This window comes from Parajatrophihabitans canadensis (genome assembly GCF_053764775.1).
Genome location: NZ_CM132445.1, coordinates 2,711,028 through 2,735,012, shown reverse-complemented (window position 1 = coordinate 2,735,012; position 23,985 = coordinate 2,711,028). Strand labels below are relative to the sequence as shown.

Sequence of the window (23,985 nt, the reverse complement as noted above, 5' to 3'; positions counted from 1 at the left end):
GGTGCTGGTGCTGATGCTGGTGCTGGTGCTGGTGCTGATGACGGTGCTGATGACGGTGATGGTGATGCCAAGACTGGGTTGAAGGAGCAGGCGCGGCAACAGCTGCTTGATTCTCTCGGCGGTTGGTCTGGCACCGTGGCCACAGCGATTCCGCCAGTTGTCTTCGTGATAGCCAACAGCGTGGGCGGGCTGAGAAACGCCATCGTTGCGGCGGTGGCGTCAGGGATTTTGGTGGCCGCGTACCGTCTGGTCCGCCATCAGTCGATTCAGCAGGCCCTGATGGGTCTTTTCAGCGTTGCCGTCGCCGCCGCGATTGCGGCGAGGACGGGCCAAGCTAGGGGCTTTTTCCTGCTCGGCATCGCCGGTTCGTTCGTTTATACAGCTGTCTTCGCCTTGTCGTTGATTGTGCGGCGTCCACTCGTCGGTGTGTTGTGGGAGTTTCTGGAACCCACACCGATGGCGGAAGGTCGTAGTTGGTATCGACGGCCCTCACTGCTTCGCGCCTACATGCTCGCCACAGCAGCTGCGACGGCGATGTTCGCGGCTCGGGCAGCGGTCCAGTTCAGCCTTTTCCAAAAGAATGAAACCGGCCTGTTGGCTGTCGCCCGGTTGGCGATGGGATATCCCTTGTACGTCGCGGTGCTGGCGTTCGCATTTTGGATCGTTCGCCGCGCAAGGAAACGGCTCGAAGAGTCGCCGGACATTGTCTCCGGCGGCTCAAGCCGCGCAGACGGCCTTTCGGATGGCGGGCTCGGCCTCGGGGAGGGCAACGAAGAGTAGCTCGTCACCCGGTTCGAGCGGCTCGTCCGGCGTTGGCGTGATGACCCTCGACGCTCGAATGATTGCCACTATGGCTGCGTCGGAGGGCAGGTCGAGGTCACGAAGGGGAATGCCTGCGCACGGGGCGCCGACCGGCAGGGTGACTTCGATGAGGTTGGCCTGACCCTCGCGCAAGCTGAAGAGGCGGACGACGTCGCCGACGGAGACTGCCTCCTCGACCAAGGCAGCTAGTACGCGCGGCGTCGAGACCGCGACGTCGACTCCCCACGATTCTGTGAACAGCCACTCGTTGGCCGGATGGTTGATTCGGGCGACGACCCGGCGAACTGAGAACTCGGTCTTAGCCAACAGCGACACGACCAGATTGACCTTGTCGTCGCCGGTCGCCGAAATGACTACCTCGCATTCCTCAAGACGGGCGGTCTCCAGGCTGTCGACCTCGCAGGCGTCGGCTAGGAGCCACTGCGCCTCGGGAATGCGCTCCATCCGTACCTTGCGCTCGTCCTTGTCGATCAGCAACACGTCGTGTCCGTTGGTGATCAACTCCCTGGCTATCGACCGACCGACAGCGCCGGCTCCGGCAATCGCGATCTTCATCAGTGACGCCCTCCTACGGGTCCTTCAGCCGCAGCCTCACGGATTCCGTCGGCCAGGTCATCAGTCGCGGTGACGTGCAGTTCGTCACCGGCCTGAATTACAGTGTGCGCCGTCGGGAGTTCGCCGCGACCGAATCGGCTGATCAGGGCAACCCGGGCTCCTGTTGCTTCTTCGAACGCGTTCAGCTTCTGCCCGACCCAGCCTTCGGCAATCACCACATGAAGCATTACTACCTGGCCGGTCGGGTCGCGCCATTCTTCGTCGATCGTGCCGCCAAGAATGTTCTTGAGAAGTCGACTCGCGGTCCACGGAACTGTGGCGATCGTGGGTATGCCCAGCCGCTCGTAGACCTCCGCCCTGCGAGGGTCATAGATTCTGGCCACCACGTGGCCCACACCGAACGTCTCGCGTGCGACCCGCGCGGCGATGATGTTCGAGTTGTCACCGCTGGACACCGCGGCGAAGGCATCGGCGCCCTCGATGCCGGCGTCCACCAGCGTGTCGCGATCGAAGCCGATACCAGCGATGGTCTTGCCGTTGAAGCTTGGACCGAGCCGTCGGAAGGCGGTTGGGTCCTGATCTATGACCGCAACGCTGTGTTCGAGACGCTGCAGGTGATGGGCGAGAGTCGATCCGACTCGGCCGCACCCCATGACTACGATGTGCACGCCCGGCACGCTACACAGTTTGCCGATGCGCCGCGGCGACTAGGGTGCCCAGGGTGACGATGGATTCCGTCCCGACACCCGGCGAGCGGACCGGGTCGACTCACGCATCGCCTCCCGCGTCGCCTCCCGCGTCGCCGAACTGGGTAGGCCGACGACTGCTCGTAGAGGTGGGGCCGGTGGCTCACGGCGGCCATTTCATCGCGCGACACGAAGGTCGGGTCATCTTCGTTCGCCATACGCTCCCGGGCGAAAAGGTATTGATCGAAGTAACCGAAGACGGCGGTGGCAGTTTCTGCAGGGCCGATGCTGTTGAGGTCGTGACGAGTTCACCGGATCGGGTGGCGCCAGCATGTCAGTATTCGGGTGCCGCAGGCTGCGGCGGGTGCGATTTTCAGCACGTCGATCTGGCTGCACAGCGCAAACTCAAGGCATCGGTCGTCAATGAGCAACTCGCACGGTTGGCGGGACTGAATATGTCTGTCGAGGTGCAGCCACTGTCGGGGACCGGTCTGGGGTGGCGTCGCCGCATCCGGTATGCGGTCTCGGCCGCTGGTCGACTGGGTCTCAGGGCTCACCGATCGCACCGGATCATCGAGCTCGAAGCCTGCCCGCTTGGCGCGGCCGGTGTTGGCGATGCAGCGGCCTTGGCCACCGCATGGCCCGGTGTAACTGAGGTCGAGGTCGCGGTTGATGACGTCAACGAGATCGCGGTGCTTGCGATGGTTACCCCCAGTGCGCAGCAGTCGCCCCAGCCTGACGGACGACGCAGTTCTCGGCCGAAGAACCAGGCATCGTCGCCGAGGCGGGCTGCTAGAGCCGGGCGGCCGAGACTCGTGGTCGATCAGGTTTCGGGCCCGCGCCGGCTGACCTATCGGGCGGCCGGCCGGACATTCCTCACGCAAGCGGGTGGTTTCTGGCAGACCAATCCAGGCGCGGCCCAGACGTTCGCCGAGACGGTCACTACGGCTGCTCGGCCGCAGCCGGCCGAGCGGGTCCTGGATCTATACGCGGGCGCCGGTCTCTTCACGGCGGTGTTCGCCGAGGCAGTCGGTGAACGAGGCGTGGTCATCGGTATCGAGGCCGATCGGGGCGCTGTGGCCGACGCTGCCGACAATCTGAAGGACCTGCCGTGGGCAGGCATGCGGGCAGCGTCGGTGACCGCTCGATCCGTCAACGCCGCCATACAGGACATGGGCGGCATTGATCTGGTGATCCTCGACCCACCGCGTACCGGCGCGGGTCGCGAGGTGATGACGGCTCTGTTGAGCAGCGGCGCCCGCTTGATCACGTATGTCGCGTGCGATCCGGCCGCGCTGGCGCGTGACATCCGGACTGCGCTCGACGCCGGATGGCAGCTAGCGGAGGTGTCAGCCTTCGACGCCTTCCCGATGACTCATCACGTCGAGTGCATCGCGGTTCTCACGCCCCCGCGCTCCGTCGGCAGCTGACTCCACTCGGCACGACTGATGCCACCCAGCACGGCAGCCAGCGTCGCAGGGGCCGGGCGACTACGCTGTGTCTCTGACCTATCGAATCGCTGGTCGCCGAGGGCGTGCAACTTCCGTCGGCGTTCAGCAAAAAGGGGAGCCGGAGGATCGAGACTGATGGCTGGCACCGTAGGCTCCGTCCTTAGTCGTATCTCAGGTCCGTCGGATCTGCGGCGGCTGAGCGCCGAGGATCTGTCCTTGCTCGCGACCGAGATCCGAGATTTTCTGGTCCGTCAGGTTTCGAAAACCGGCGGCCATTTGGGCCCAAACCTCGGTGCGGTCGAGCTGACTATCGCGTTGCACCGCGTATTTGACTCGCCCGCTGAGCCCGTTCTGTTCGACACGGGCCACCAGAGTTATGTGCACAAGATCGTCACCGGTCGCCGCGAGTCCTTCGACACGTTGCGCCAGACGGGCGGCTTGTCTGGCTACCCGAGTCGGGCCGAGAGCGAACACGATTGGATCGAGAACTCGCACGCCTCGACTGCGCTGTCGTACGCAGATGGACTGGCGAAGGCTTTTGACATTCGAGGTGACCGCCGTCCGGTCGTGGCGGTTGTAGGCGACGGCGCGCTCACCGGTGGTATGTGTTGGGAGGCCCTGAACAACATCGCCGCCTCCGATCGTCCGGTGGTGATCGTTGTGAACGACAACGGTCGCTCGTACTCGCCTACCATCGGCGGGTTCGCCAATCACCTCGCTGGCTTGCGCCTACGCCCTGGCTACGAGCGGGTACTCCGCAATGTAAAGGGAACGCTGGGTCGAACTCCAGTCGTCGGGCCTCCGCTGTATGACGCCTTACACGGCCTGAAGCGGGGGATGAAAGACCTCATTGCCCCCCAAGGCATGTTTGAGGATCTAGGTCTGAAATATCTGGGGCCCGTGGACGGCCACGATCGCGTCGCCCTTGAGCACGCCTTCACCCTTGCCCGGCAGTTCGGTGGCCCAGTGCTTGTGCATTGTGTGACGCGTAAGGGTTACGGGTACGCGCCCGCCGAGAATCACATGGTCGATCAGATGCACGCGGTCGGCGTGATTGATCCTGAAACGGGCGAGCAACTCAACCGAACGCCGTCTCGCAGTTGGACGCGGGTGTTCGCTGACGAAATCGTGCAACTCGGCAGCGAGCGGGATGACATCGTTGCGGTTACGGCGGCGATGCTCGACCCGGTCGGGTTCAGTGCCTTCGCTGCGCGTTTCCCGGAGCGGACCTTCGATGTGGGCATTGCCGAACAGCACGCCCTGACTTCGGCTGCGGGAATGGCCGCGGGCGGCCTACATCCGGTCGTCGCGCTCTATGCCACCTTCTTGAACCGAGCCTTTGATCAACTGCTGATGGACGTCGCGCTGCACCGAGCCGGCGTGACGATCGTGCTCGACCGCTCAGGTATCACGGGCGAGGACGGTGCGTCGCACAACGGCATGTGGGACATGGCGATGCTCGGCATCGTTCCCGGCATCCACATGGCGGCGCCGCGCGACGAGCCGACTCTGCGCATGGCGCTCCGTCAGGCCGTTGCGATGAGCGACCATCCGACGGTGCTTCGGTATCCGAAGACGGCGCTCGAAGCCGACGTCCCAGCGAAACGCGCAGTTGGTGACGTCGACGTGCTCGAAGAACCCGACGAAGCTCCGGTGGACATTTTGATGGTGTCGATCGGGGCGCTGGCTCATGATGTTCTGGGCGCGGCGAAGCGGGTGAGCGAGGCCGGTTATCGGGTTCGCGTGGTGAACCCGGTCTGGATTACTCCGATTTCGCCGTCCCTGACCGCATTGGCTGCCGACGCGCAGGTCATGGTGACGATTGAAGACGGCGTAGTCGTCAACGGCGTGGGATCTCGACTGGCGCAGCATGTGGCCCTGGCAGGGCTCTCGGTGCCGACACGGGAATTCGGCATTCCGGTCGAGTTCCTGGATCATGGTCGTGTGGCTGACGTAAAAACACGTATCGGACTAACACCACAGGGTATTGCCCGGCGCACGGTCGAGTTTGCGGCCGGCGTCATCGGGCGCACCGAGGTAGAGAGCGAGGTCGTTACGGGGGATCGTGCGCTGACGGCGGACATCGAGCAGCAACACGATTGAGTTCAATTCCGATATCGCGGTAAAACATGACAGCACATCTTCGTGAGAAGGTGTGCTGGAACCTCCGACCCGACGGGGGCCGAAGTAAATGAGGAAGCGGAGACAGCGTGCGCGTACTTGTGGTCGAGGACGAGACCCAGCTTGCCGATGCGGTTGTTCGCGGGCTGCGTCGTGAAGGCATGGCGGTCGACGTCGCATACGACGGCGACGACGGATTCAGCAAGGCTACCCAGACTCGCTACGACGTCGTCGTGCTCGACCGGGATCTCCCCGGCAAGAGTGGTGACGAGATCTGCCGGTCGCTCACCGATGAAGGTGTCCTGACCCGAGTGATCATGTTGACGGCCAGTGGGTCGATCGAGGACAAGGTCGAAGGCTTGGCGTTGGGGGCGGACGACTACCTGGCGAAGCCGTTCGCGTTCGCCGAACTCGTGGCTCGCGTACGCGCGCTAGGTCGTCGGGCCACGCCGGCCGCGCCTCCGGTTCTGCAAGCGGGCGATCTGATTCTGGATCCGGCGAAGCGCACCGTGGTGCGTTCGAGCCGAAACGTCGATCTGACCCGCAAGGAGTTCGGCGTGCTCGAGACGTTGCTTTCTGCAGCGGGCGTCGTCGTATCGAGTGAGGAGCTGCTCGATCGTGTGTGGGACGAACACGCCGACCCATTTACCACGACGGTTCGAGTGACGATGATGACGTTGAGGCGCAAGCTGGGTGAACCGGCGATCATCGAGACGGTGGTCGGCTCCGGTTACCGAATCGATCCCACCCTGGTGATCGAAGAGCCCGCCGTCGAAAGCGATGGAGGTTCGGCCGAGTCGTGAGGTTGGTGCAGCCCACACTACGAATCAGGATGGCGCTGCTCTATGGCGCGCTTGTCCTCCTGATCGGTGCTGCGCTGCTGCTTACCTCATACATGCTGCTCGATCGGTCGCTGCGCAACAACACGATAAATGGGAATTTTCCGGCTGGCGACGTCACCTTTACGGACCGCAACGGAGTTCCGAGAACCTTCAACCCGACAGAGGTTGAAGAGCTGAACCGGCACAACGCCTTGGCCTACCTGTTGAACAACGGTTTGCTCTACTTCGGCATCATTGTCCTGATCGGCGCTGTCGGCGGCTACCTGCTGGCCCGTCAGGCATTGCTCCCGGTTGCCAGGATCACTGCCACCGCGCGCAGCCTGTCAACCAAGACGCTGAGCGAACGGATCGCGTTGGGCGGCCCCGACGACGAGCTCAGGGAGCTCGCTGACACGTTCGACGAGATGCTCGGCCGCCTTGACGCCGCCTTCAACAGTCAACGAAGGTTTGTGGCCAATGCCAGCCACGAGTTGCGGACTCCGCTCGCGGTGATTCAAACAGAGCTCGACGTGACGTTGTCCGATCCCCAGGCCAGCGTCGAGGATCTGCGCCGGATGGGCGAGGTGCTTCGGGACGCAACCAATCGTGCTCAGAGACTCGCAGACGCGCTCCTGGCGCTTGCCCGACTACAGGGCCGCGAAGGCCAGGGTCTCGAGGTGTCGGAGGAGGTCGACCTGCACGAGCTGATTCCCAACGCAGTTGCGGCGGCCGAGGCCGAAGCGGTTACGCGCGGGATCAGCATCACCGCAGAGGGTCCGCCAGTCCGCACAACAGGTGATCCGAGGCTGCTCGAGCGAGTGATCGGCAATCTCGTCGAAAACGCGGTGCGATACAACGTCAACGGGGGCTGGGTCCGAATCGAGACCTCCGCCGCAACGACCTCGGCTGGCCCCCGCGCGCGCGTCGTAGTGTCCAACAGCGGCGTTGCGGTTGCGCCTGATGAAGTACTGGGCCTATTCGATGCGTTCCGCAGGGGTGGTCGAGCGAGAACCTCGCAACGAGGTGCCGGGCTCGGTCTGTCCATTGTGCGAGCAATCGTCGACGCACACCACGGCTCGATTCGAGCCGAGGCGCTCGCGGAAGGGGGCCTGCGAGTCGACATCTCGCTCCCGCTCGCCACGGTGGACGAGGTCGCGCCAGTACGGGTCTGACGACGACCGCCGGCCAACGAGAGCAAGCCGCGCCGACTCGGGCTACGAAACAATGCAGCCGAGCAGGGCTAGGCCGCGATCCGAGTCGCAGGAAAGGCCCCGGCTAAGCTTTCACAAGAATGAAACAGTCCCGATCGCCTCGCTTTGCTCTGCCGCACTGGACCACGAATCCCGGGTTCGGCGTCGCAGTGCTCCTCGCGGTCGCTGTGTTACTGATCGTGCATGGCGAGCCCCAGCCGTCTTCGAGGCCCAGCGGGAAGTCCGTGGTCGTTTCTGGATCACCCACGGCACCCGTCGATGTCCCAGCCACTCTGGTCATTCATCAGGACGAGGTCGACTACAAACTCGGGACCACCGTCCACCGAGTGCTTCTGCCAGCCGCGGCCCGGCCACGCTCAGTGCTGACCAACCGAGGGTTGAGCGTGGTGCTGGCCGCAGTAGGTGACCGCCAGCACGCCTACGCGGTCACGCAGAAGCTGCAGGTCATCGACCTCGGCCTCGCCGACGCCGTGTTGCCCGCGGTGCAGGGGACTGCGGCGGTGATCGTTGAGGTTGCCTTGGCCGACCCCGGCAGGTTGGACTTCCTGGCGCCGAAGGTCTCACCCTCGTCATCAGAGGCACGTTCTTCATCGGATGGGCCGTCAGGTTCGCAGAGCTCGTCATCCTCCAAAACGGGCAATGTCGTCTTGCGGGACTTTGGCGTGCGTCGCTACGACGCGTCCGGTCGTATGACAAGCGCGCTGTTTGATCTGCCGAGAGGTACCCGAGCAGCCACCGACACAACCGTGGGTCTGGTCGCGTGGCAACCGTTGAACCAGGTCTTCGACGGTTCGGTTCCACTGGAACCACTGTCTGCCACCGCCGTCCTGATTCGACCGAATGGCACGCTCCGCCCGATCGGGACGGTCTATCCGCTCGCAGCGACGCAGACGGATCTGCTTGTGTGGGATGTCCAGCGGCGAGAGTTCGGAATCATGCCGTTGACATACGTCACGTCGACTGCGACGACCACGGTCAGCCCATCGGCAAGCAGCTCTGGCCTGCGGCCACCCGCCAAGGCATCGTCGAACTCATCCGCTAAGGAATCGTCGAGTTCAGAGCACAGCGGATCGGCCACGCCATCAGCGACACCCACGGCTGTTGCAGGGACTCGTTGGTACGAAGCCACTCGTGGATTGACAGTGACCGGCCCCGCGTCGTTTTCGCCGGACGGTTCTGCCTTCGCCGTGTACGCGCAGGTAGGTTCTCGTCGCCGCCTCGCGGTAGCGCAGCTTGACAAGTCCGTAGGCAATCAGATTGAAGTCCTGGCCCTGACCGCTCCGCTCGTCAAGCCGAGCTCGAACGGCACGAATGGCCCTTCAGACGCTGGTGATTCGCGCAGTTCGGCCATACCGTCAGACTCACTGAACCGGGCTGGCACCTCGCCGTTGCCCGGCGGGGCGACCCCCACCGGGTCATCGTCGCCTGGCCGGCCCGGCGATCCCAATTCGCCGTCTACGGCGACCTCGCCGGAGGCCCCGGCTTTCGAGCAAGACGGTTTCCCGATTCCAGCGCCACTGCTGCCAACTTGGTGGGGAGGCTTCGTGGTCGCCGTTGGGTCCGAAGGCGCGGTGGTGAGGTATCAGCCAGGCAACGCTCAGGCTGCGCTGCTCGACCTGGGGGTCAAAGATATTCAGTCGATCGCCGACGCGCCCTGAGGGGCTCGCTCATTGCTGGATACCGGCTACGCCGATATCCAGAAAACGGCGACCGGTCACAAGCTGAGAGATCCCCAGGCGGTCGAGCAGCGGCGTGATTCCTCCGTTGAAGAAAGAGAAGCCGGCTCCAGTGATCATGGCGAGGTCAATATCTTGGGGCTCGGCCACCACACCTTCGTCCAGCATCAGGCGTGACTCTTCGGCCAGCGCTGACAGCACACGCGTGCGAACCTCGTCAGCTGTCAACACGACTGGGTCTGCCGCGACTTCGAACAGCGCCGTGACCTTCGGGTCTATCCGGGGTTGCTCACCGTCCCGGCTATAAATTCCGCGAAGTCCGGCGGAGACCAGCTTGCGTAGGTTGTCAGAGACATAGAATCGCTCACCGAACGCGGCCTGCAACGTCTCTGAGTTGTGTAAGGCGATCGGCGGTCCCACCAAGGCCAGCAAGACAAACGGTGGCATCGGCGCCAAGCCGGCGAACGATCCATCTGCGACCTCGATCGGCGTCCCCTCGTCGACGATGCGGCTCACCTCCGCGATGAATCGGCCGAGCAGACGATTCACGATGAAGGAGGGCGAATCCTTCACAGCGATCGCAGTCTTTTCCAGAGTCTTGGCAATCCCGAACGCGGTCGCCAGCGTTTGGTCGTCGGTCAATGTGCCCCGAACGACCTCCACCAGTGGCATGACTGCTACGGGGTTGAAGAAGTGGAAGCCGACGACGCGCCCTGGGTGGGTAAGACCCTCGGCCATCTTGGAGACCGATAGCGACGAGGTGTTCGTTGCCAGGATCGCAGTGGAGGCAACGTACTCTTCCAATTCCGCGAATACAGCCTTCTTGGTCTCGATATCTTCGAATACGGCCTCGATGACAAAATCTGCGTCGGCGAACGTGTCTTTTGTGAGCGAGCCGGTTACGAGTGCTTTCAAGCGATTCGCTTTGTCGGCGGTGAGACGACCTTTCACCTGCATTGCGTCGAGCTCGCCGTGAACGTAGGCAACGCCAGCATCGAGTCGGCCTTCGTCGAGGTCGGTGAGGACGACCGGCACCTGAAGTCGACGCGCTAACAGCAATGCGAGTTGCCCCGCCATCAACCCGGCGCCAACCACGCCAACCTTGCTCACCGGGCGAACCAACGACCTGTCCGGCGCACCGGGCGGACGTTTGGCCCTTCGGTTGACGAGGTCGAAAGCGTACAGACCGCTGCGCAGTTCGTCGCTCATGATCAGGTCAGCAAGTGCCTCGTCCTCGGCTTGCGTTGCTTCTTCGAACGAAACGTCTCTGGCCAGGGCAATCAAGTCCAGAGCACGATAGGGCGCCGGCGCCGCGCGGTTGACCAACCTGTCGGCCAAGACTCGGCCGCGGGTGACAGCCGCCCCCCAGGTGTCAGACCGATCGACCGGCGCGCGAAGGACGGGTGTCGAGCCGTCAACCACCTTCACTGCCCACCGAAGGGACTCGGCAAGGAAGTCTGCGGCGTCAAGCGACTGGTCGAACATCCCGAGCGCCAACGCCTGCTTTGCGTTGAGCATCTTGTTCTGATTCAGGGCGTTCTCGACGATGACGGTGATCGCGTTGTCGGAGCCGACTAGATTTGGCAACAGCTGCGTGCCGCCCCAGCCTGGAACAAGACCCAGAAAACATTCGGGAAACCCAATCGAAGCGGTCAATGCCGATACCGTTCGGTAGTCGCAGTGCAGCGCCAACTCGAGGCCACCACCCATAGCCGCACCATTGACGAAGGCGAAGGTGGGGACGTCAAGGTCGCGAATCCGACCGAACACGCGATGGCCGTGTTGGGCAATCGCCAATGCCTGCGGACGTGTGCGGATCAAGCCGACTGCCGAGATGTCGGCTCCAACGCTGAACACGAACGGCTTACCGGTGATCCCGACCGCGCTGACCCTGGGCGATCGTGCGGCTATACCGTCAAGCGCAGTGTCGAGCGAATCCAGACCTGCGGGACCGAAGGTCGATGGCTTGGTGTGATCGTGACCGTTGTCAAGCGTTATAAGGGCAAACTCTCCCGAGAGCCCGGGAAGATCGAGATAGCGCACAAGGGACTTTGTGACGATCTCGCCGTCGTAGCGCGGTGCGTTCATGCCGTGACCTGCCCATTTCCAGCCCCAGCAGGTGTCTCGGTGAGCGCGTCATCGAGCTCAGATCCTCCGCCGTGGTGTGGGTTCTCCCAGATAACAGTGCCTCCCTGACCGAAGCCGACGCACATCGCCGTGAGGCCATATCGCACCTCGGGATGTTCTGCGAATTGTCGGGCGAGCTGGGTCATCAGGCGAATCCCCGACGACGCAAGCGGATGGCCCAAAGCGATCGCTCCACCGTATGCATTGACGCGGGGGTCGTCGTCGCCGATTCGGTAGTGCTGCAGAAAGGCAAGCACCTGAACAGCAAAGGCTTCGTTCAACTCGAAGAGCCCGATATCCTCAATGCGCAATCCGCTGCTGCTCAACGCCTTCTCTGTCGATGGAATCGGTCCGATGCCCATAATTTCCGGGTCGACGCCGGCAAAGCCGTAGCCAACGAGTCGCATCTTGATGGGTAGCCCCAACTCGATAGCTACGTCCTCGCTCGCCAGGATGCACGCAGTAGCGCCGTCGTTCAGTCCCGCGGCATTGCCGGCGGTAACCCGGCCGTGCGGCCGAAACGGTGTCTTCAGGCTAGCCAGGTCTTCGAGCGTGGTACCTGGACGCGGCGGTTCGTCCCGGGTTGCCAAACCCCATCCGGTATCGGCCGAACGGGTCGCGACCGGAACGAGGTCCGGTTGAATCTTGCCCTCGGCATATGCCTTCGCGACCTTCTCCTGGCTACGCAGCGCGTACCGATCGGCGCGGTCTCGGGTGATGTCGGGAAATCGGTCGTGAAGATTCTCGGCCGTGGCGCCCATCGAAAGCGCATCGGCTCCGACCAAGCGGTCTGCAAACAGCCGTGGATTGGGATCGGCGGCTTCGCCCATCGGGTGGCGGCCCATGTGCTCGACACCGCCAGCGATGGCCAGGTCGTAGGCACCGAAGGCGATGGAACCGGCTACGCTCGTGACCGCCGTCATCGCGCCCGCGCACATGCGATCGATCGCGTAACCCGGAACGGATTTGGGCAGGCCAGACAGAAGCGCTGCCATCCTTCCGATCGTAAGGCCCTGGTCGCCGATCTGCGTAGCCGCAGCGATTGCCACCTCGTCGACACGGTTCGGCGGAAGGGCGGGATGGCGTCGAAGTAGTTCGCGGATGACCGGGACGATGAGATCGTCTGACCTGGTCTCGGCATAGACCCCCTTACCTGCCCTGCCGAAAGGCGTCCGTGCGCCGTCGACGAAAACGACGTTCTTGAGCTGACGAGAAATCACAATGGTCTCCCTGCGATACCGACCTGGCGGTCAGAACGTGACTCGGACGGGCGTGTTACCGACCGGTAACTTAACTGTAGCGGCATCCAGAATCCTGTGCGATTCCGACCGGTCATTCGTCTCAAGCGGAAAGGGCGCGCCGGATCGGTGATCGACGGAAGGGGAGCAGTCTCAGAGGTCTGGAGGTGGCATCAAGGCCGTGGTGAGTTTGGCTGCCAAGAGGTCGACCTGCCAGGGTCGTGCGCCGAGTTCGGCTAGCCGGGCTCGTACCGTCGCCTCGTCCAACGGCGATACCGATCGCCACGCCAGGCGGCGAAGGACGTCACCAGCAAGCAAGTTTTGGCTCACGACTTGGTGTACAGCGGCAACGCTGGCAACGACCTCTTTGCACGCGGAGAGGCGAACCGCGGCTTGCGGATCCTTGTCGCGCCACCGCGCCGGCGCCGGCATCGCGTCGGGATCCGCGCTGAGCTGCGTGAGCGACGGCAGATCAGATTCGGTCAACCGGCGACCAGCCTCAAGTGCGCCGTACCACTGACGGACCTGACGGCGCTGGCGAGGACCGTTGAACAGCGGTACGGCCAGGAGTTCTCCCGGATTCTTCGGGTTCGCCTTGACCGCGGCGACTATGGCCGAGTCGGGCAACACGCGGCCCGGGGCAATATCGCGCTGTGCTGCCTGGTTGTCGCGTGCCTCCCACAGGGAGCGAGCCATCGCCAGTTGTCGGCGGTTGCGAATGGAATGAATGCCTGAGATGCGCCGCCAGGGTTCGGCTCGGGGCGCGGGCGGTGGAGCATCCAAGATCGCCTGGCATTCCTGCTCGGCCCAGGTCAGCTTGCCGGTCTGCTCGAGCTGGTCGAGCAATACCGCTCTCAATTCAATGAGCAGCTCGACGTCGAGGGCGGCGTAGTCGAGCCAGTCCTGGGGCAATGGCCTCGTCGACCAGTCAGCTGCCGAGTGCCCCTTTTCGAGCGAAATGCCGAGGTACTGCTCGACCATCGTGCCGAGCGCCACCCGCTCAGAGCCCAGCAGCCGGCCAACCAGCTCGCTGTCGAACAACCGTCGTGGTCGCATTCCGACCTCGGCCAGACACGGAAGGTCCTGGCTTGCGGCGTGCAGAATCCACTCGACGTCAGCAAGTACGGCACCGACCGATGAAAGGTCCGGCAGGGCGATGGGATCGATGAGAACGGTTGGATAACCCGCTCGCCGGATCTGGACCAGGTAGGCACGCTGGCTGTAGCGATACCCGGAGGCTCGCTCGGCATCGATGGCCACTGGTCCGTGAGCAGCTGCGAGTCCGGCCACCGCGACCGCAAGCTCGGCCTGCGTGATCAGTGGGGTCGGCGTCCCGTCGCGCGGGCTGCGCAGGAGCACCGGCACAGCCGTGACCGCCGCTGCCTCAGGACCGGATTCTGAATCGTCGTCTGGCGCCAACTCTGGATATTGCTCTGAATCCCCGTGGCGTTGCGTGAGGCCCCTGGGTTCTGTGGGACCTCGAGTCGCTACGGGATCTTCGGGCTCAGCGGTCACCTAGAACTGCCACACCCTCCGGCGGTAGCCCGGCAGCCGCGGACAGCAAATCGACAAAGGCCAGCACGTGCGGGCTCAGATCTGTCTCTGTCGCGGTCCATGACCCGCGCAGTTCGAGTTGGGTCGTACTGCGCGGCCCGTGAACGTCGCCGAATCGAGTCGACGTCGTTTGCGTGACCGTGCCACCGACAGCCGTATGCGGTGCAGATCTTTGATCGAGAGCTTCGGTGAGCCAGCTCCAGCCGACCGCCGGAAGCAACGGATCGCCGGCCATGTCCGCGGCAAGATCAGCCTGGGCATAGGCAACTAGCCGGATTTCGCCATCCCATGCCTCCGCGCCGTCCGGGTCGTAGAGAACCACGAGTCGGCCGGTGGCGCCCTCCTGACCTGTTGTCTCTATGTCGACCGCGACCGCAAAGGACCAGGGTGCGAGTCGCTGCGGGGGGCGAATTCTCTCCAGTAAGGCTTCCCGGCGCAGTGGGGTAGCCAGCAGGGCCTCTACGGCGAGCCTGAAGACCTCTGGAGCGTTGTTCGGTACCGCGTCGTCGTCGGCCGCAGGCGTAGAAAGGTCGCCGCCGAGCGTCACGCCGGAGTCGGCCAACATGGTTCGATCCTTTCGGGAGTACCCCGAGTTAACTCCGGGTAGTCGCTATCCGCCTAGCAACCTCGCATGGAGACCGCGCTCGACGCGTGAGGCGCGCCGCGCCTGGGAGGCCTCCGCTCGCAGGTCAGGCGTGGAGACCTGCCGTGCCGGCGCGATGGGAGGCCGTGCAAACATGGACTTCGAGATGACGACTTCAACGCCGAACCCGATGCAGAACCAGACCGCCGCTAGGGCCATTCCCGGGGCCATTCCCGGGGCCATTCCCGGGGCCATTCCCGGGGCCGAGGCAGAAGGCAGCCTGCTCCTGCGGGCCGCACGCGGTGAGCAGGTCGAACACCCGCCGGTGTGGTTCATGCGCCAGGCCGGGCGCTCACTGCCCGAATACCGCGAGCTACGGGCGGGGACGAAGATGCTTGCCGCTTGCCGCACGCCTGATCTCGTGACGGAGATCACGCTGCAGCCGGTTCGTCGACACGGGGTCGACGCGGCGATCTTCTTCTCCGACATTGTTGTGCCGTTGGTCGCGGCCGATCTGGAAATCGACATCGTCGCCGGAGTCGGACCCGTTGTGGCCCAGCCGATCAGGTCCGCCGCAGACGTCGATCGCATTCGACCGCTCGACCCATCGGATTTACTCGACATCGACGTCTCCGTTCGACAATTGGTGGCCGAGCTTGGTGAGACGCCGTTGATCGGTTTTGCAGGCGCGCCCTACACTCTCGCGAGCTACCTGGTCGAGGGTGGGCCATCGAAGGATTACGCGCGAACCAAAGCCCTCATGCACGCTGAGCCTGCAATTTGGCATGCGTTGCTCGCCAAGCTGTCCCAGATCTCGGCGACTTTTCTAGCGGTACAACTCGACGCGGGCGCCAGCGCCGTTCAGTTGTTCGATTCGTGGGCCGGAGGTCTGTCTGCCGCTGACTACAGAAACTTTGTCTTGCCGCACTCCAAGTCCGTGTTTGCGGCGCTGGCAGAGCATCGTGCGCCGAAGATTCACTTCGGCGTCGGAACAGGAGAATTGCTCGACCTGATGCGCCAGGCTGGTGCCGACGTGGTCGGCGTCGATTGGCGCATTCCGCTGGATCAGGCCGCCACCCGCATCGGCGGCGCGACCCCGGTGCAGGGAAATCTGGATCCAACGCTCCTGCTGGCCGGCTGGCCGGTGATTGAGTCCGAAGTCCGGCGGATAGTGGCCGAAGGTCGCCAAGCTCCTGGGCACATCTTCAATCTCGGCCACGGCGTCCTACCCGACACCGATCCCGCAATGTTGACTCGGGTCGTCGAGCTCGTCCACTCGCTTTAGTCAGATGCAGCCCATTTCGGAGCCTGAGAACGGCGGATCGACGGTTCGCGCTGGTCACGGTATGGACGCTGCAAAACCGGCGCCGAGGATCGTTGTCGTCGGCGCCGGGATCTCAGGACTCGCCGCTGCTCAGCGACTCGCGGCGCTACGCCCAGACGCTGAGGTAATCGTGCTCGAGGCGGCGCCAGCGATCGGCGGCAAGCTGCGCAGAGTCGAGGTCGGTGGGTCGTGGGTAGATGTCGGTGCCGAGGCGATGCTCGCACGGCGACCTGAGGGGATCGCAGCAGCGGAAGTCGCTGGCCTCGGCGGTGCCGTGATCCACCCGCTCACGACTGCGGCGATGCTCCGGAACCGCGGCACCAATCGTCGGTTACCGGCCGGGACGTTGTTGGGTATCCCCGCCGATCTGGAAAGCCTCCGGGCGGCGCGGGTACTGAATGCCGCCACGCTGCGACGGATCGAGGACGAGCCCAACCAGCCGCGGTTACCCATGCTCGAGGAAGATGTTTCTGTCGGCGATCTTGTGGCGTCGCGATTCGGATCAGAGGTTGTCGAGCGCATCGTCGACCCACTACTGGGTGGGGTCTATGCAGGCCACGCCGAAGCAATCTCACTCCGCGCGGCGATTCCGGGCCTGGCTGCACAGCTCATGGCCGAAGGCGGATCGCTGCTCGATGCGGCACGAGCTAAGCTCGCCAACGCACCAGCTACCAACCAACCGGTGTTCGCGTCGCTAGATGGAGGGCTGGCAAGGCTCGCCGACGGCATCGCATCAACCGGCAGTTTTACCGTTCGTACCAGTTCAGCGGTGCGGGAGCTGCGGCGGACCCGACGCGGGTTCGGGCTCGTGGTCGGGCCAGTTCCAGATGCCCGCCTGCTCGAAGCAGATGCTGTCGTGCTGGCCACGCCGGCAAGCAAGTCGGCCCTGCTGTTGGCAGGTCTCGCTCCAGCCGCGTCGGTGGAGCTGAGCGCCGTTGAAAGTGCGAGCATGGCGATCGTGACGCTCGCATTCGATGTTGCCGTCAACGAACCAGACAACGCCGGAACGTCGTTGCCCGCGGGAAGTGGAATTCTCATTCCGAGCGTCGAAGGTCACCGGATCAAAGCGATGACCTTCTCGTCGCAGAAGTGGCCCGGCGTCGGCCGTGATTCACGGGTTACCTTGATGAGAGCCTCCCTCGGACGGGCGGGCGAGGAATGGACCTTGCAACGCGAGGACGCCGAGCTCGTGACGACCGTGAGACAGGAATTGGCGACGATCACCGGATTTCGAGCGCAGCCGGTCGATAGCCACGTTCAAAGGTGGGGGGGAGCCCTACCGCAGTACGCGGTCGGCCACCTGCAGCGCGTGGCCAAGATCAGGGCCGCGGTCGCCGAGATCGACGGGCTGGCAGTCTGTGGAGCGACCTACGACGGGGTTGGCATACCTGCCTGTATCGCCTCGGCTCACCTTGCGGTTGATCGAATCCTCAATGAACTCAGTCGAATTCCAGTTGAAGGGCAAAATAGCTGACATGGTTGATGGCAAGCAGGCTCGCGAGCTGAACGATGTAATCCGCTACACCGCGTGGTCGGTGTTCTCGATTCACAATCCGATCGAGAGCACCGATCGCGCACCGATAGCCAACGAAGTTGAAGCTCTGTTCGATGAGCTAACTGCTGGTGATGTCATCGTCCGGGGCGTGTACGACGTTTCCGCGCTCCGGGCCGACGCCGAGGTCATGATCTGGTGGCATGCCGCAACCGCCGAGGAACTGCAGGCGGCATACGGGCGTTTCCGTCGCACAGCGCTTGGCCGCCGATTGAAACCCGTCTGGTCCGTCATGGCTCTACATAGGCCGGCCGAATTCAACAAGAGCCACATTCCGGCATTTCTGGCTGAGGAGGAGTCACGCAAATACGTCTGCGTGTATCCGTTCGTCAGATCGTACGAGTGGTACTTGCTAGATGACGGCGAACGTCGACAGCTGCTCGCCGAACACGGCAAAATGGCGAGGGAGTACCCCGACGTCCGCGCAAACACGGTGGCGTCCTTCGCACTCAACGACTACGAGTGGATTCTGGCGTTCGAGGCGGATGAACTTCACCGCATAGTCGATCTGATGCGCCATCTCCGTGGCTCCGAGACGCGCAGACACGTCCGAGAAGAGATTCCGTTCTACACCGGGACGCGACGAACGATCGCCGAGCTGGTAGACACCTTGCCGTAGCCCTCAGGCGTCGGACGGACCTTCGGCGAACGTCACGCTGATCGAATTGATGCAGTATCGAAGGTCAGTCGGCGTGCCGTAGCCCTCGCCCGCGAACACGTGCCCAAGATGGCTGTGACAGTTGGCGCACAGGACCTCGACCCGGTGTTGACCAAGGCTATCGTCGGCGCGCTCGATGATCGCGTCACCGGCGAGTGGCGAGAAGAAGCTCGGCCACCCGCAATGCGAATCGAACTTTTCGGTGGAACGAAAGAGTTCCGCTCCGCAGGCACGACACGCGTAGACGCCGACGCGGTGGTTGTCGGTGTATTCCCCGCGAAACGGTGCTTCCGTGGCGGCCTGCCGCAATACGCGGTAGGCCTCAGGGGACAGCTCAGCCCGCCACTGCTCATCGGTCTTGTTGACGGGCGCTGACTGGTGGATCGGAGAACTCGTCATGACTCGACAATACCCAGCCCAGGGTTGGTCCGCGGCTTGTCAGTCGTCTAGCTGGCTGGCCCGTCTGAGCCGAAGTTCGTGCAGTTCCTGGGGAGATTCATCTCAGAGCCAGGTTCCGATCACTGCAAACACGCTCAAGATGATCGGCAACAGGATGATGGCCACCAGCGCGAATGCCATCGGTCGCGAGACCCTATGCCGCCGGGTCAAACCGGCCGCGAAATCGCCCATCATCCGAATCTCGCCCTCGGGCGAGTACTGACTTACGGGACGCTCGTAGTGCGGATCGAGATACACGATTTCGGGCCGACCTGCACGTATGCCGTTGCCCGGACCCGCTCCCATCGGAGGAAGGCGGTTAGGGGGTATCCGGCCGGGTTGAAAATCGCGCGATCCCGGTTCGCCGTTCGACATCGGATCGCTGTTCACCCTCTCAGCATGCCTTGTTCCGACCAGCTTTGTCAGCTCAGAAGACGAGGCGTTTGATTCGACACGCACCAAGCGCAACTACGAGCCGTTCGACATAGCGGATAGCCTCGATGCATGGCGTCTCCGTACACAGAGCTCCAAGTAGGTGACCGCGTCGTCAAGGTGACAAACCCGGATCGTGTCTATTTCGCCGAACGCGGCGAAACGAAACTCGACTTGGTGCAGTACTACCTCTCAGTTGGCGCAGGGATCGTGCGCGCGCTCCGCGAGCGTCCGTGCATGTTGCACCGGTATCCGGACGGAACGAGTGGGGAGAAGATCTACCAGAAGCGGTTACCCAAAGGAGCGCCGCCGTGGGTACAGACGGTTCAGGTGCGATTTCCCTCCGGCCGCACGGCTGACGAGCTGTGCGTCACCGAGCTCGCTGACGTCGCGTGGGCAGTACAGATGTCGACCGTCGAGTTTCACCCCTGGCATTCCCGTCGGGCCGATACCGAGCGCCCTGATGAATTACGCATCGACCTTGACCCGCAGCCTGGTACCGGTCTCGCTGAAGCGAAGGTTGTAGCGGGGCTGGTTCGAGAAGTACTGACCGACGTCGGCGCGGTTGGGTGGCCGAAGGTCTCGGGAAGCCGTGGCGTGCACATCTACGTTCGCATCGAACCTCGCCATGGCTTCACCGACGTACGTCGCGCTGCACTCGCCTTTGCGCGGGAGGTTGAGCGCCGAGCCCCTGATCTGGTGACGACCGCATGGTGGAAGGAAGAACGGGGGCAACAGATCTTTCTGGACTACAACCAGAACGCACGCGACCGCACTATCGCTTCCGCTTATAGTGTCCGCGGCTTCCCGTGGGGTCCTGTCTCAGCTCCGGTGACCTGGGAGGAGCTTCCGGACGTGGAGATGCGCGATTTCACGATAGCCACAATGCCGGCTCGGTTCGCTGAACTGGGCGACTTGCATGCGGCCATGGATGAGGCGGTGTGGTCGATCGAGCCGCTGCTGGAGTGGGCCGATCGCGACGAGCGCGACAGTGGTCTGGGTGATGCGCCCTACCCGCCGAACTTCCCCAAGCAGGAGGGCGAGCCGCCGCGAGTGCAGCCGTCCCGGATGAACAAAGCAAACTGGGCCGAAGCGCCAGCGCGCGCGGATGGTGTCGAGCCGCAGCAGCTCGACTGACACCGCGCAGATCGCCGAGGAGGCGCACTGGCCTGATCGCAGCAAGGCCTGACCGTCGCCCGATCAGCCTGCTGGGCAGCTGCTGGCGGTAGGCACCTTCGCGGTGATCAGGTAGCTGTTCACCTTGTCGGTAACGCACGCAGTCTTGGGATAGGCGGTATGGCCCTCGCCGTTCCAACTGAGTACAACTCCAGAGCCGAGAGCCTTCGCCAGAATGCCAGTAGCAGCGTACGGAGTCGCCGGGTCGTGGATGGTTCCCACGACAAGGATCGGCGGCGCTGCGGGCGCGGACGCAGCCGGAAGTGGATGACCCGAAGCAGGCCAGTCCACACAGGCGTAAAGCGTTGCGGCGGCATTCATACCGAAGATCGGGTACTTAGCGACCCATGAGGCAGCTTTGGCTGCTACCAGTGCATCGGTGATCTTGAGTTTCGAGTCGTTGCAGTTGATCGCCAGGTTGGCATCCATCATATTGCTGTAGTGGCCCGTGTCGGCGTCCCGACCGGTGTACGCATCGGCGAGCGCCAGGATCTCTTTGGCGTCGCCCTTCTGCGCAGCGACGAGGGCTTGCCCAAGCGAGTCCCAGCGACTCTGGTCATACAGTGCAGACGCCACCGCAATGGTTACGATGCCCCCAGTGGCGCGCCTTGTCTCGTTGTTCGCGCTGGACTTGAGCGGAGCCGCATCAGCGGACTTGATCAGTTTCGTTACAGCAGCTCGTGGATTTCCGAGGACGGCGCATGGTGCACGCTTCAAACAGTCCGCCGCGAATTGATCGAACGCGTTCTCAAATCCCTGCGCTTGACGTTCGTCCGTATCGATTTCCGGCGTGACAGGATCCAAAGCGCCGTCAAGAACTGCAACACGAATCTTCGTTGGGAACAAATGGGCATACGCCGCGCCAAGCCTGGTTCCGTAGGAGTACCCGAGATAGTTCAGCTTCGCGTCGCCCACGGCCGCGCGTATCACGTCCATATCTCGAGCGGTCTCTTCGGTGTTGTAGTCGGTCAGTCCCTTTCCGTACCTCAACACGCAACCACGGTTGATCGAGGTCGACATCGCTCTTGCCGCGGCACGGCCTGCGGCCGTACGGACATCTGGATCTTGAGCGTTGTAATTGTCCTTCTGCGCATCGCTGATGCACTGCAAGGGCGCGGAAAGGCCCACCCCTCGCGGATCGAAACCCACCAGGTCAAAGTGATCGAACACGTTAGTGCTCAGCTCGGTGACCAGGCCCGCTGCCAGATTCACGCCTGAAGCGCCAGGACCACCTGGGTTGACAAGCAGCGATCCAATTTTGTCTGAGGCGCGTTGACTCTCCAGATGCGCCTTTACAACGAAGAGATCAATCGTGGTGCCGTTCGGTTTGGAATAGTCCAATGGCACCGGGACTTTGGCGCAGCTGAATTCCATTCGCTTTGCTCTGTCGTTGCTTATCGCTGTTTGGAATTGCTCCGAGCAGTCAGAGAACGTGGCGGGGGCGACGCCAGCGGACGAAGGTGCCGCAACCGTCGTCGAGGTGCTCGAACTCGAATGGATCCCTGTCGGTAGGGAGTCGGGCGTCGTGGCGGGGGACGCCTTACTCGATTTCGTGCATGCCGCCAGTGGCAATGTAACTAGCAGGGCCAGGGCAATGACGCGGACGGCCCGAAATCGTCGGTTCAGCACGCGTTGAGGCTACCGACCCAGGTTAGGCGTTCGATCCAGCGCGACGCGAGTGGTTGTTCTGCCCTTCAACCAAGACCGGGCATGATCTCGCCGAGGTCGAACGTGACCGGTCGCTCGAGTTGCTCGTACGTACACGATTCCGGATCACGGTCCGGACGCCAGCGGGAAAATTGCGCGGTGTGCCGGAACCGCGTGCCTTCCATGTGATCGTAACGAACCTCGACGACGAGCTCTGGGCGAAGCGGAATGAAGGAGAGGTCCTTGCCCGCGTTCCAGCGTGACGTCTCGCCTGACCTAGGGGTGCGCGCTCCTTCGGGCGGTACTGCCCAGTTCCACGGATGCGCTTCGAAGGTGGTTACGAGCGGTTGGAGTTCGGTGAACAATTCACGGCGTCGCGCCATCGAAAATGCGCCGATGACACCAACCGATGCGAGGGAACCGTCATCGGCATACAACCCGAGCAACAGCGACCCGATCGCATCTGGTCCCGACTTGTGTACTCGGTATCCCGCCACGACGCAATCGGCCGTGCGTTCGTGCTTGATCTTGAACATCACCCGTTTGTCTGGCTGGTACGTGATCGCCAGGGGCTTTGCAACCATGCCGTCGAGGCCGGCGCCTTCGAATTCGGAGAACCAGCGCTGCGCCAGATCGCGATCGGTGGTCGCGGGCGTTACGTACACCGGAGCGCCAGAAGCTGAGAGCGCTTGCTCGAGGAGCGCTCGTCGCTCGACGAACGGTCTACCGGTCAGGTCTTCGTCGTCGAGGGCTAGCAGGTCGAAGGCGACAAAAGACGCGGGCGTCTGCTCTGCAAGCAGATTGACCCTCGAGACAGCGGGATGAATTCGCTGCTGTAGCGCCTCGAAATCCAGACCCGAAGAACCGGCGATGATGATCTCGCCGTCGACTACGCAGCGCTGCGGTAGTTCAGACTTGAAGGCCGCGACGAGCTCGGGAAAATACCGTGTCATCGGTTTCTCATTCCGGCTGCCGATCTCAACCTCATCCCGATCCCGGAAGACGATCGATCGGAATCCGTCCCATTTCGGTTCGTACGACGCGCCAGGCGGAATGCTGGCAACGGACTTTGCGAGCATGGGGGCAACGGGCGGCATCACCGGGAGCTTCATGTGATCAGCGTTGCACGAGGTAGCGACAAAACAGGGCATCGTCCTCGAGCAGCAGCCCCGTCAGGCGAAGTTGCGGCAGCAAGTCTTCAGGCCATTGCCGCCCGTCGATGATGCGCGGCCCGGACGGGCCGGCGAGCATTGGTGAAACCGTCAGGCAGAGTTCGTCCACGCTTCGGGCCAGTATGGCCGCGGCGAATAATCGTGGGCCCCCCTCGCACAAAATGCGCCGATAGCCCAACGCCTTGAGGTCGCGCACGGCTGCTGCGAAGTCGACGCCGCCGCCGGCCGGTGACGGTGTCTCCAACAGGACCAACTTGGTATCTGTCGCGGCAAGGTCAATGATGTCGTTCCGTCGCGTGAGCGGGGCTGACGAGCCGGTGATGATCAGGGTCGGCGCCTCTCGATCAACAGCCGCGAACAGTTCAGCATCGAGGTCGAGTTCGAGACTTGCGGACATGACCGCGATGGCTGGGACCTCGGCAAGGCCAAGCGCTGCACGAGCTGATCGGCGTTCGGCCGCTGGCCTGACCGGACGATAGTGCTCGATCCGAGCCGTTGATGCTCCGACGAGAATGACGTCGGCTAGATCGCGCAATGCCGCGAATACCGCGTTATCCCCAGGCGTCTGCAGCCCTCGGGACTTCCCGGCTGAACTCGCGCCGCCGTCAATACTCGCGATGAAATTCATTCGCACACCACCCTCGGCCAGCCAGTCAGTGGCGTAATGCTGGTGGATATCGGTCGGTTCGCCACCAGCCGGGGCGCCGGCATCGGTACTCGGCAGAAGTGTTCGCATAACCA

General features: G+C 63.2%; 21 protein-coding genes. 10 read left to right on the top strand and 11 right to left on the bottom strand.

Features of this window, described 5'->3' with window-relative positions; translation table 11 throughout:
- Positions 1-78 precede the first annotated feature (78 nt).
- On the top strand, positions 79-780 hold the full coding sequence (locus tag ACSMXN_RS13270) for a DUF3159 domain-containing protein (protein WP_081648928.1): 702 nt from the start codon (positions 79-81) through the stop codon (positions 778-780).
- Here ACSMXN_RS13270 and ACSMXN_RS13265 read toward each other — a convergent pair.
- Complete coding sequence (locus ACSMXN_RS13265) at positions 718-1,377, bottom strand: potassium channel family protein (RefSeq protein ID WP_022911940.1); 660 nt, start codon at positions 1,375-1,377, stop codon at positions 718-720. The two genes, ACSMXN_RS13270 and ACSMXN_RS13265, sit on opposite strands and share 63 nt — an antisense overlap.
- Entirely contained in the window at positions 1,377-2,045 is a 669-nt protein-coding gene (locus tag ACSMXN_RS13260; protein WP_022911939.1) for a potassium channel family protein, read from the bottom strand. The genes ACSMXN_RS13265 and ACSMXN_RS13260 overlap by 1 nt, the downstream gene beginning before the upstream one ends.
- A 59-nt stretch (positions 2,046-2,104) precedes the next feature.
- Between ACSMXN_RS13260 and ACSMXN_RS13255 the strand changes: the two genes are divergently transcribed.
- From ACSMXN_RS13255 to ACSMXN_RS13235, 5 genes are all read left to right on the top strand, one after another.
- Positions 2,105-3,493 carry a TRAM domain-containing protein gene (locus tag ACSMXN_RS13255; RefSeq protein ID WP_022911938.1) on the top strand — a complete coding sequence of 463 codons (1,389 nt, stop codon included), beginning with the start codon at positions 2,105-2,107 and terminating at the stop codon, positions 3,491-3,493.
- A 156-nt stretch (positions 3,494-3,649) separates the two neighbouring features.
- Positions 3,650-5,617: a 1-deoxy-D-xylulose-5-phosphate synthase gene (dxs, locus tag ACSMXN_RS13250; RefSeq protein ID WP_022911937.1), complete on the top strand. Its 1,968-nt coding sequence runs from the start codon at positions 3,650-3,652 to the stop codon at positions 5,615-5,617.
- Between the two features lie 107 nt (positions 5,618-5,724).
- Positions 5,725-6,438, top strand: a complete 714-nt coding sequence (locus tag ACSMXN_RS13245; RefSeq protein WP_022911936.1) for a response regulator transcription factor — start codon at positions 5,725-5,727, stop codon at positions 6,436-6,438.
- A gap of 29 nt (positions 6,439-6,467) precedes the next feature.
- Positions 6,468-7,628, top strand: a complete 1,161-nt coding sequence (locus tag ACSMXN_RS13240) for an ATP-binding protein (protein ID WP_051148735.1) — start codon at positions 6,468-6,470, stop codon at positions 7,626-7,628.
- 119 nt (positions 7,629-7,747) lie between these two features.
- Positions 7,748-9,325, top strand: coding sequence for a hypothetical protein (locus ACSMXN_RS13235; protein ID WP_022911934.1), 1,578 nt, complete (start codon positions 7,748-7,750; stop codon positions 9,323-9,325).
- Between the two features lie 9 nt (positions 9,326-9,334).
- On the opposite strand, the gene ACSMXN_RS13230 is transcribed toward ACSMXN_RS13235, so the two are convergent.
- From ACSMXN_RS13230 to ACSMXN_RS13215, 4 genes are all read right to left on the bottom strand, one after another.
- Positions 9,335-11,431, bottom strand: a complete 2,097-nt coding sequence (locus ACSMXN_RS13230; protein ID WP_022911933.1) for a 3-hydroxyacyl-CoA dehydrogenase NAD-binding domain-containing protein — start codon at positions 11,429-11,431, stop codon at positions 9,335-9,337.
- On the bottom strand, positions 11,428-12,687 hold the full coding sequence (locus tag ACSMXN_RS13225; protein ID WP_051148774.1) for a thiolase family protein: 1,260 nt from the start codon (positions 12,685-12,687) through the stop codon (positions 11,428-11,430). The genes ACSMXN_RS13230 and ACSMXN_RS13225 overlap by 4 nt, the downstream gene beginning before the upstream one ends.
- Before the next feature lie 174 nt (positions 12,688-12,861).
- Positions 12,862-14,127, bottom strand: coding sequence for a ribonuclease D (locus ACSMXN_RS13220; RefSeq protein WP_035943024.1), 1,266 nt, complete (start codon positions 14,125-14,127; stop codon positions 12,862-12,864).
- 85 nt (positions 14,128-14,212) lie between these two features.
- Complete coding sequence (locus ACSMXN_RS13215) at positions 14,213-14,827, bottom strand: DUF3000 domain-containing protein (RefSeq protein WP_022911930.1); 615 nt, start codon at positions 14,825-14,827, stop codon at positions 14,213-14,215.
- 208 nt (positions 14,828-15,035) lie between these two features.
- Between ACSMXN_RS13215 and hemE the strand changes: the two genes are divergently transcribed.
- From hemE to hemQ, 3 genes are read left to right on the top strand one after another with little or no spacing between them, the layout of a single operon-like run.
- Positions 15,036-16,130, top strand: coding sequence for a uroporphyrinogen decarboxylase (hemE, locus tag ACSMXN_RS13210; RefSeq protein ID WP_196811176.1), 1,095 nt, complete (start codon positions 15,036-15,038; stop codon positions 16,128-16,130).
- 4 nt (positions 16,131-16,134) lie between these two features.
- A complete protein-coding gene (hemG, locus tag ACSMXN_RS13205) occupies positions 16,135-17,643 on the top strand; it encodes a protoporphyrinogen oxidase (RefSeq protein WP_022911929.1) in 1,509 nt (502 codons plus the stop codon).
- A gap of 1 nt (position 17,644) precedes the next feature.
- Positions 17,645-18,340: a hydrogen peroxide-dependent heme synthase gene (hemQ, locus tag ACSMXN_RS13200; protein WP_022911928.1), complete on the top strand. Its 696-nt coding sequence runs from the start codon at positions 17,645-17,647 to the stop codon at positions 18,338-18,340.
- 3 nt (positions 18,341-18,343) lie between these two features.
- Here hemQ and msrB read toward each other — a convergent pair whose 3' ends face one another.
- Together msrB and ACSMXN_RS13190 are read right to left on the bottom strand one after the other, a co-directional pair.
- Positions 18,344-18,778, bottom strand: a complete 435-nt coding sequence (msrB, locus tag ACSMXN_RS13195) for a peptide-methionine (R)-S-oxide reductase MsrB (protein ID WP_022911927.1) — start codon at positions 18,776-18,778, stop codon at positions 18,344-18,346.
- Positions 18,779-18,880: 102 nt separating this feature from the next.
- Positions 18,881-19,207, bottom strand: a complete 327-nt coding sequence (locus ACSMXN_RS13190; protein WP_155958265.1) for a hypothetical protein — start codon at positions 19,205-19,207, stop codon at positions 18,881-18,883.
- 114 nt (positions 19,208-19,321) lie between these two features.
- Between ACSMXN_RS13190 and ligD the strand changes: the two genes are divergently transcribed.
- Positions 19,322-20,386 carry a non-homologous end-joining DNA ligase gene (ligD, locus tag ACSMXN_RS13185; RefSeq protein ID WP_022911925.1) on the top strand — a complete coding sequence of 355 codons (1,065 nt, stop codon included), beginning with the start codon at positions 19,322-19,324 and terminating at the stop codon, positions 20,384-20,386.
- A 63-nt stretch (positions 20,387-20,449) separates the two neighbouring features.
- On the opposite strand, the gene ACSMXN_RS13180 is transcribed toward ligD, so the two are convergent.
- From ACSMXN_RS13180 to ACSMXN_RS13170, 3 genes are all read right to left on the bottom strand, one after another.
- The gene (locus tag ACSMXN_RS13180; RefSeq protein ID WP_022911924.1) at positions 20,450-21,799 is read right to left on the bottom strand and encodes an alpha/beta hydrolase; all 1,350 of its coding nucleotides are present in this window, start codon (positions 21,797-21,799) and stop codon (positions 20,450-20,452) included.
- Between the two features lie 320 nt (positions 21,800-22,119).
- Positions 22,120-23,184, bottom strand: coding sequence for an ATP-dependent DNA ligase (locus tag ACSMXN_RS13175; RefSeq protein ID WP_022911922.1), 1,065 nt, complete (start codon positions 23,182-23,184; stop codon positions 22,120-22,122).
- A 4-nt stretch (positions 23,185-23,188) separates the two neighbouring features.
- Positions 23,189-23,980, bottom strand: a complete 792-nt coding sequence (locus tag ACSMXN_RS13170) for a dihydrofolate reductase family protein (RefSeq protein WP_027139079.1) — start codon at positions 23,978-23,980, stop codon at positions 23,189-23,191.
- Positions 23,981-23,985: the final 5 nt, after the last annotated feature.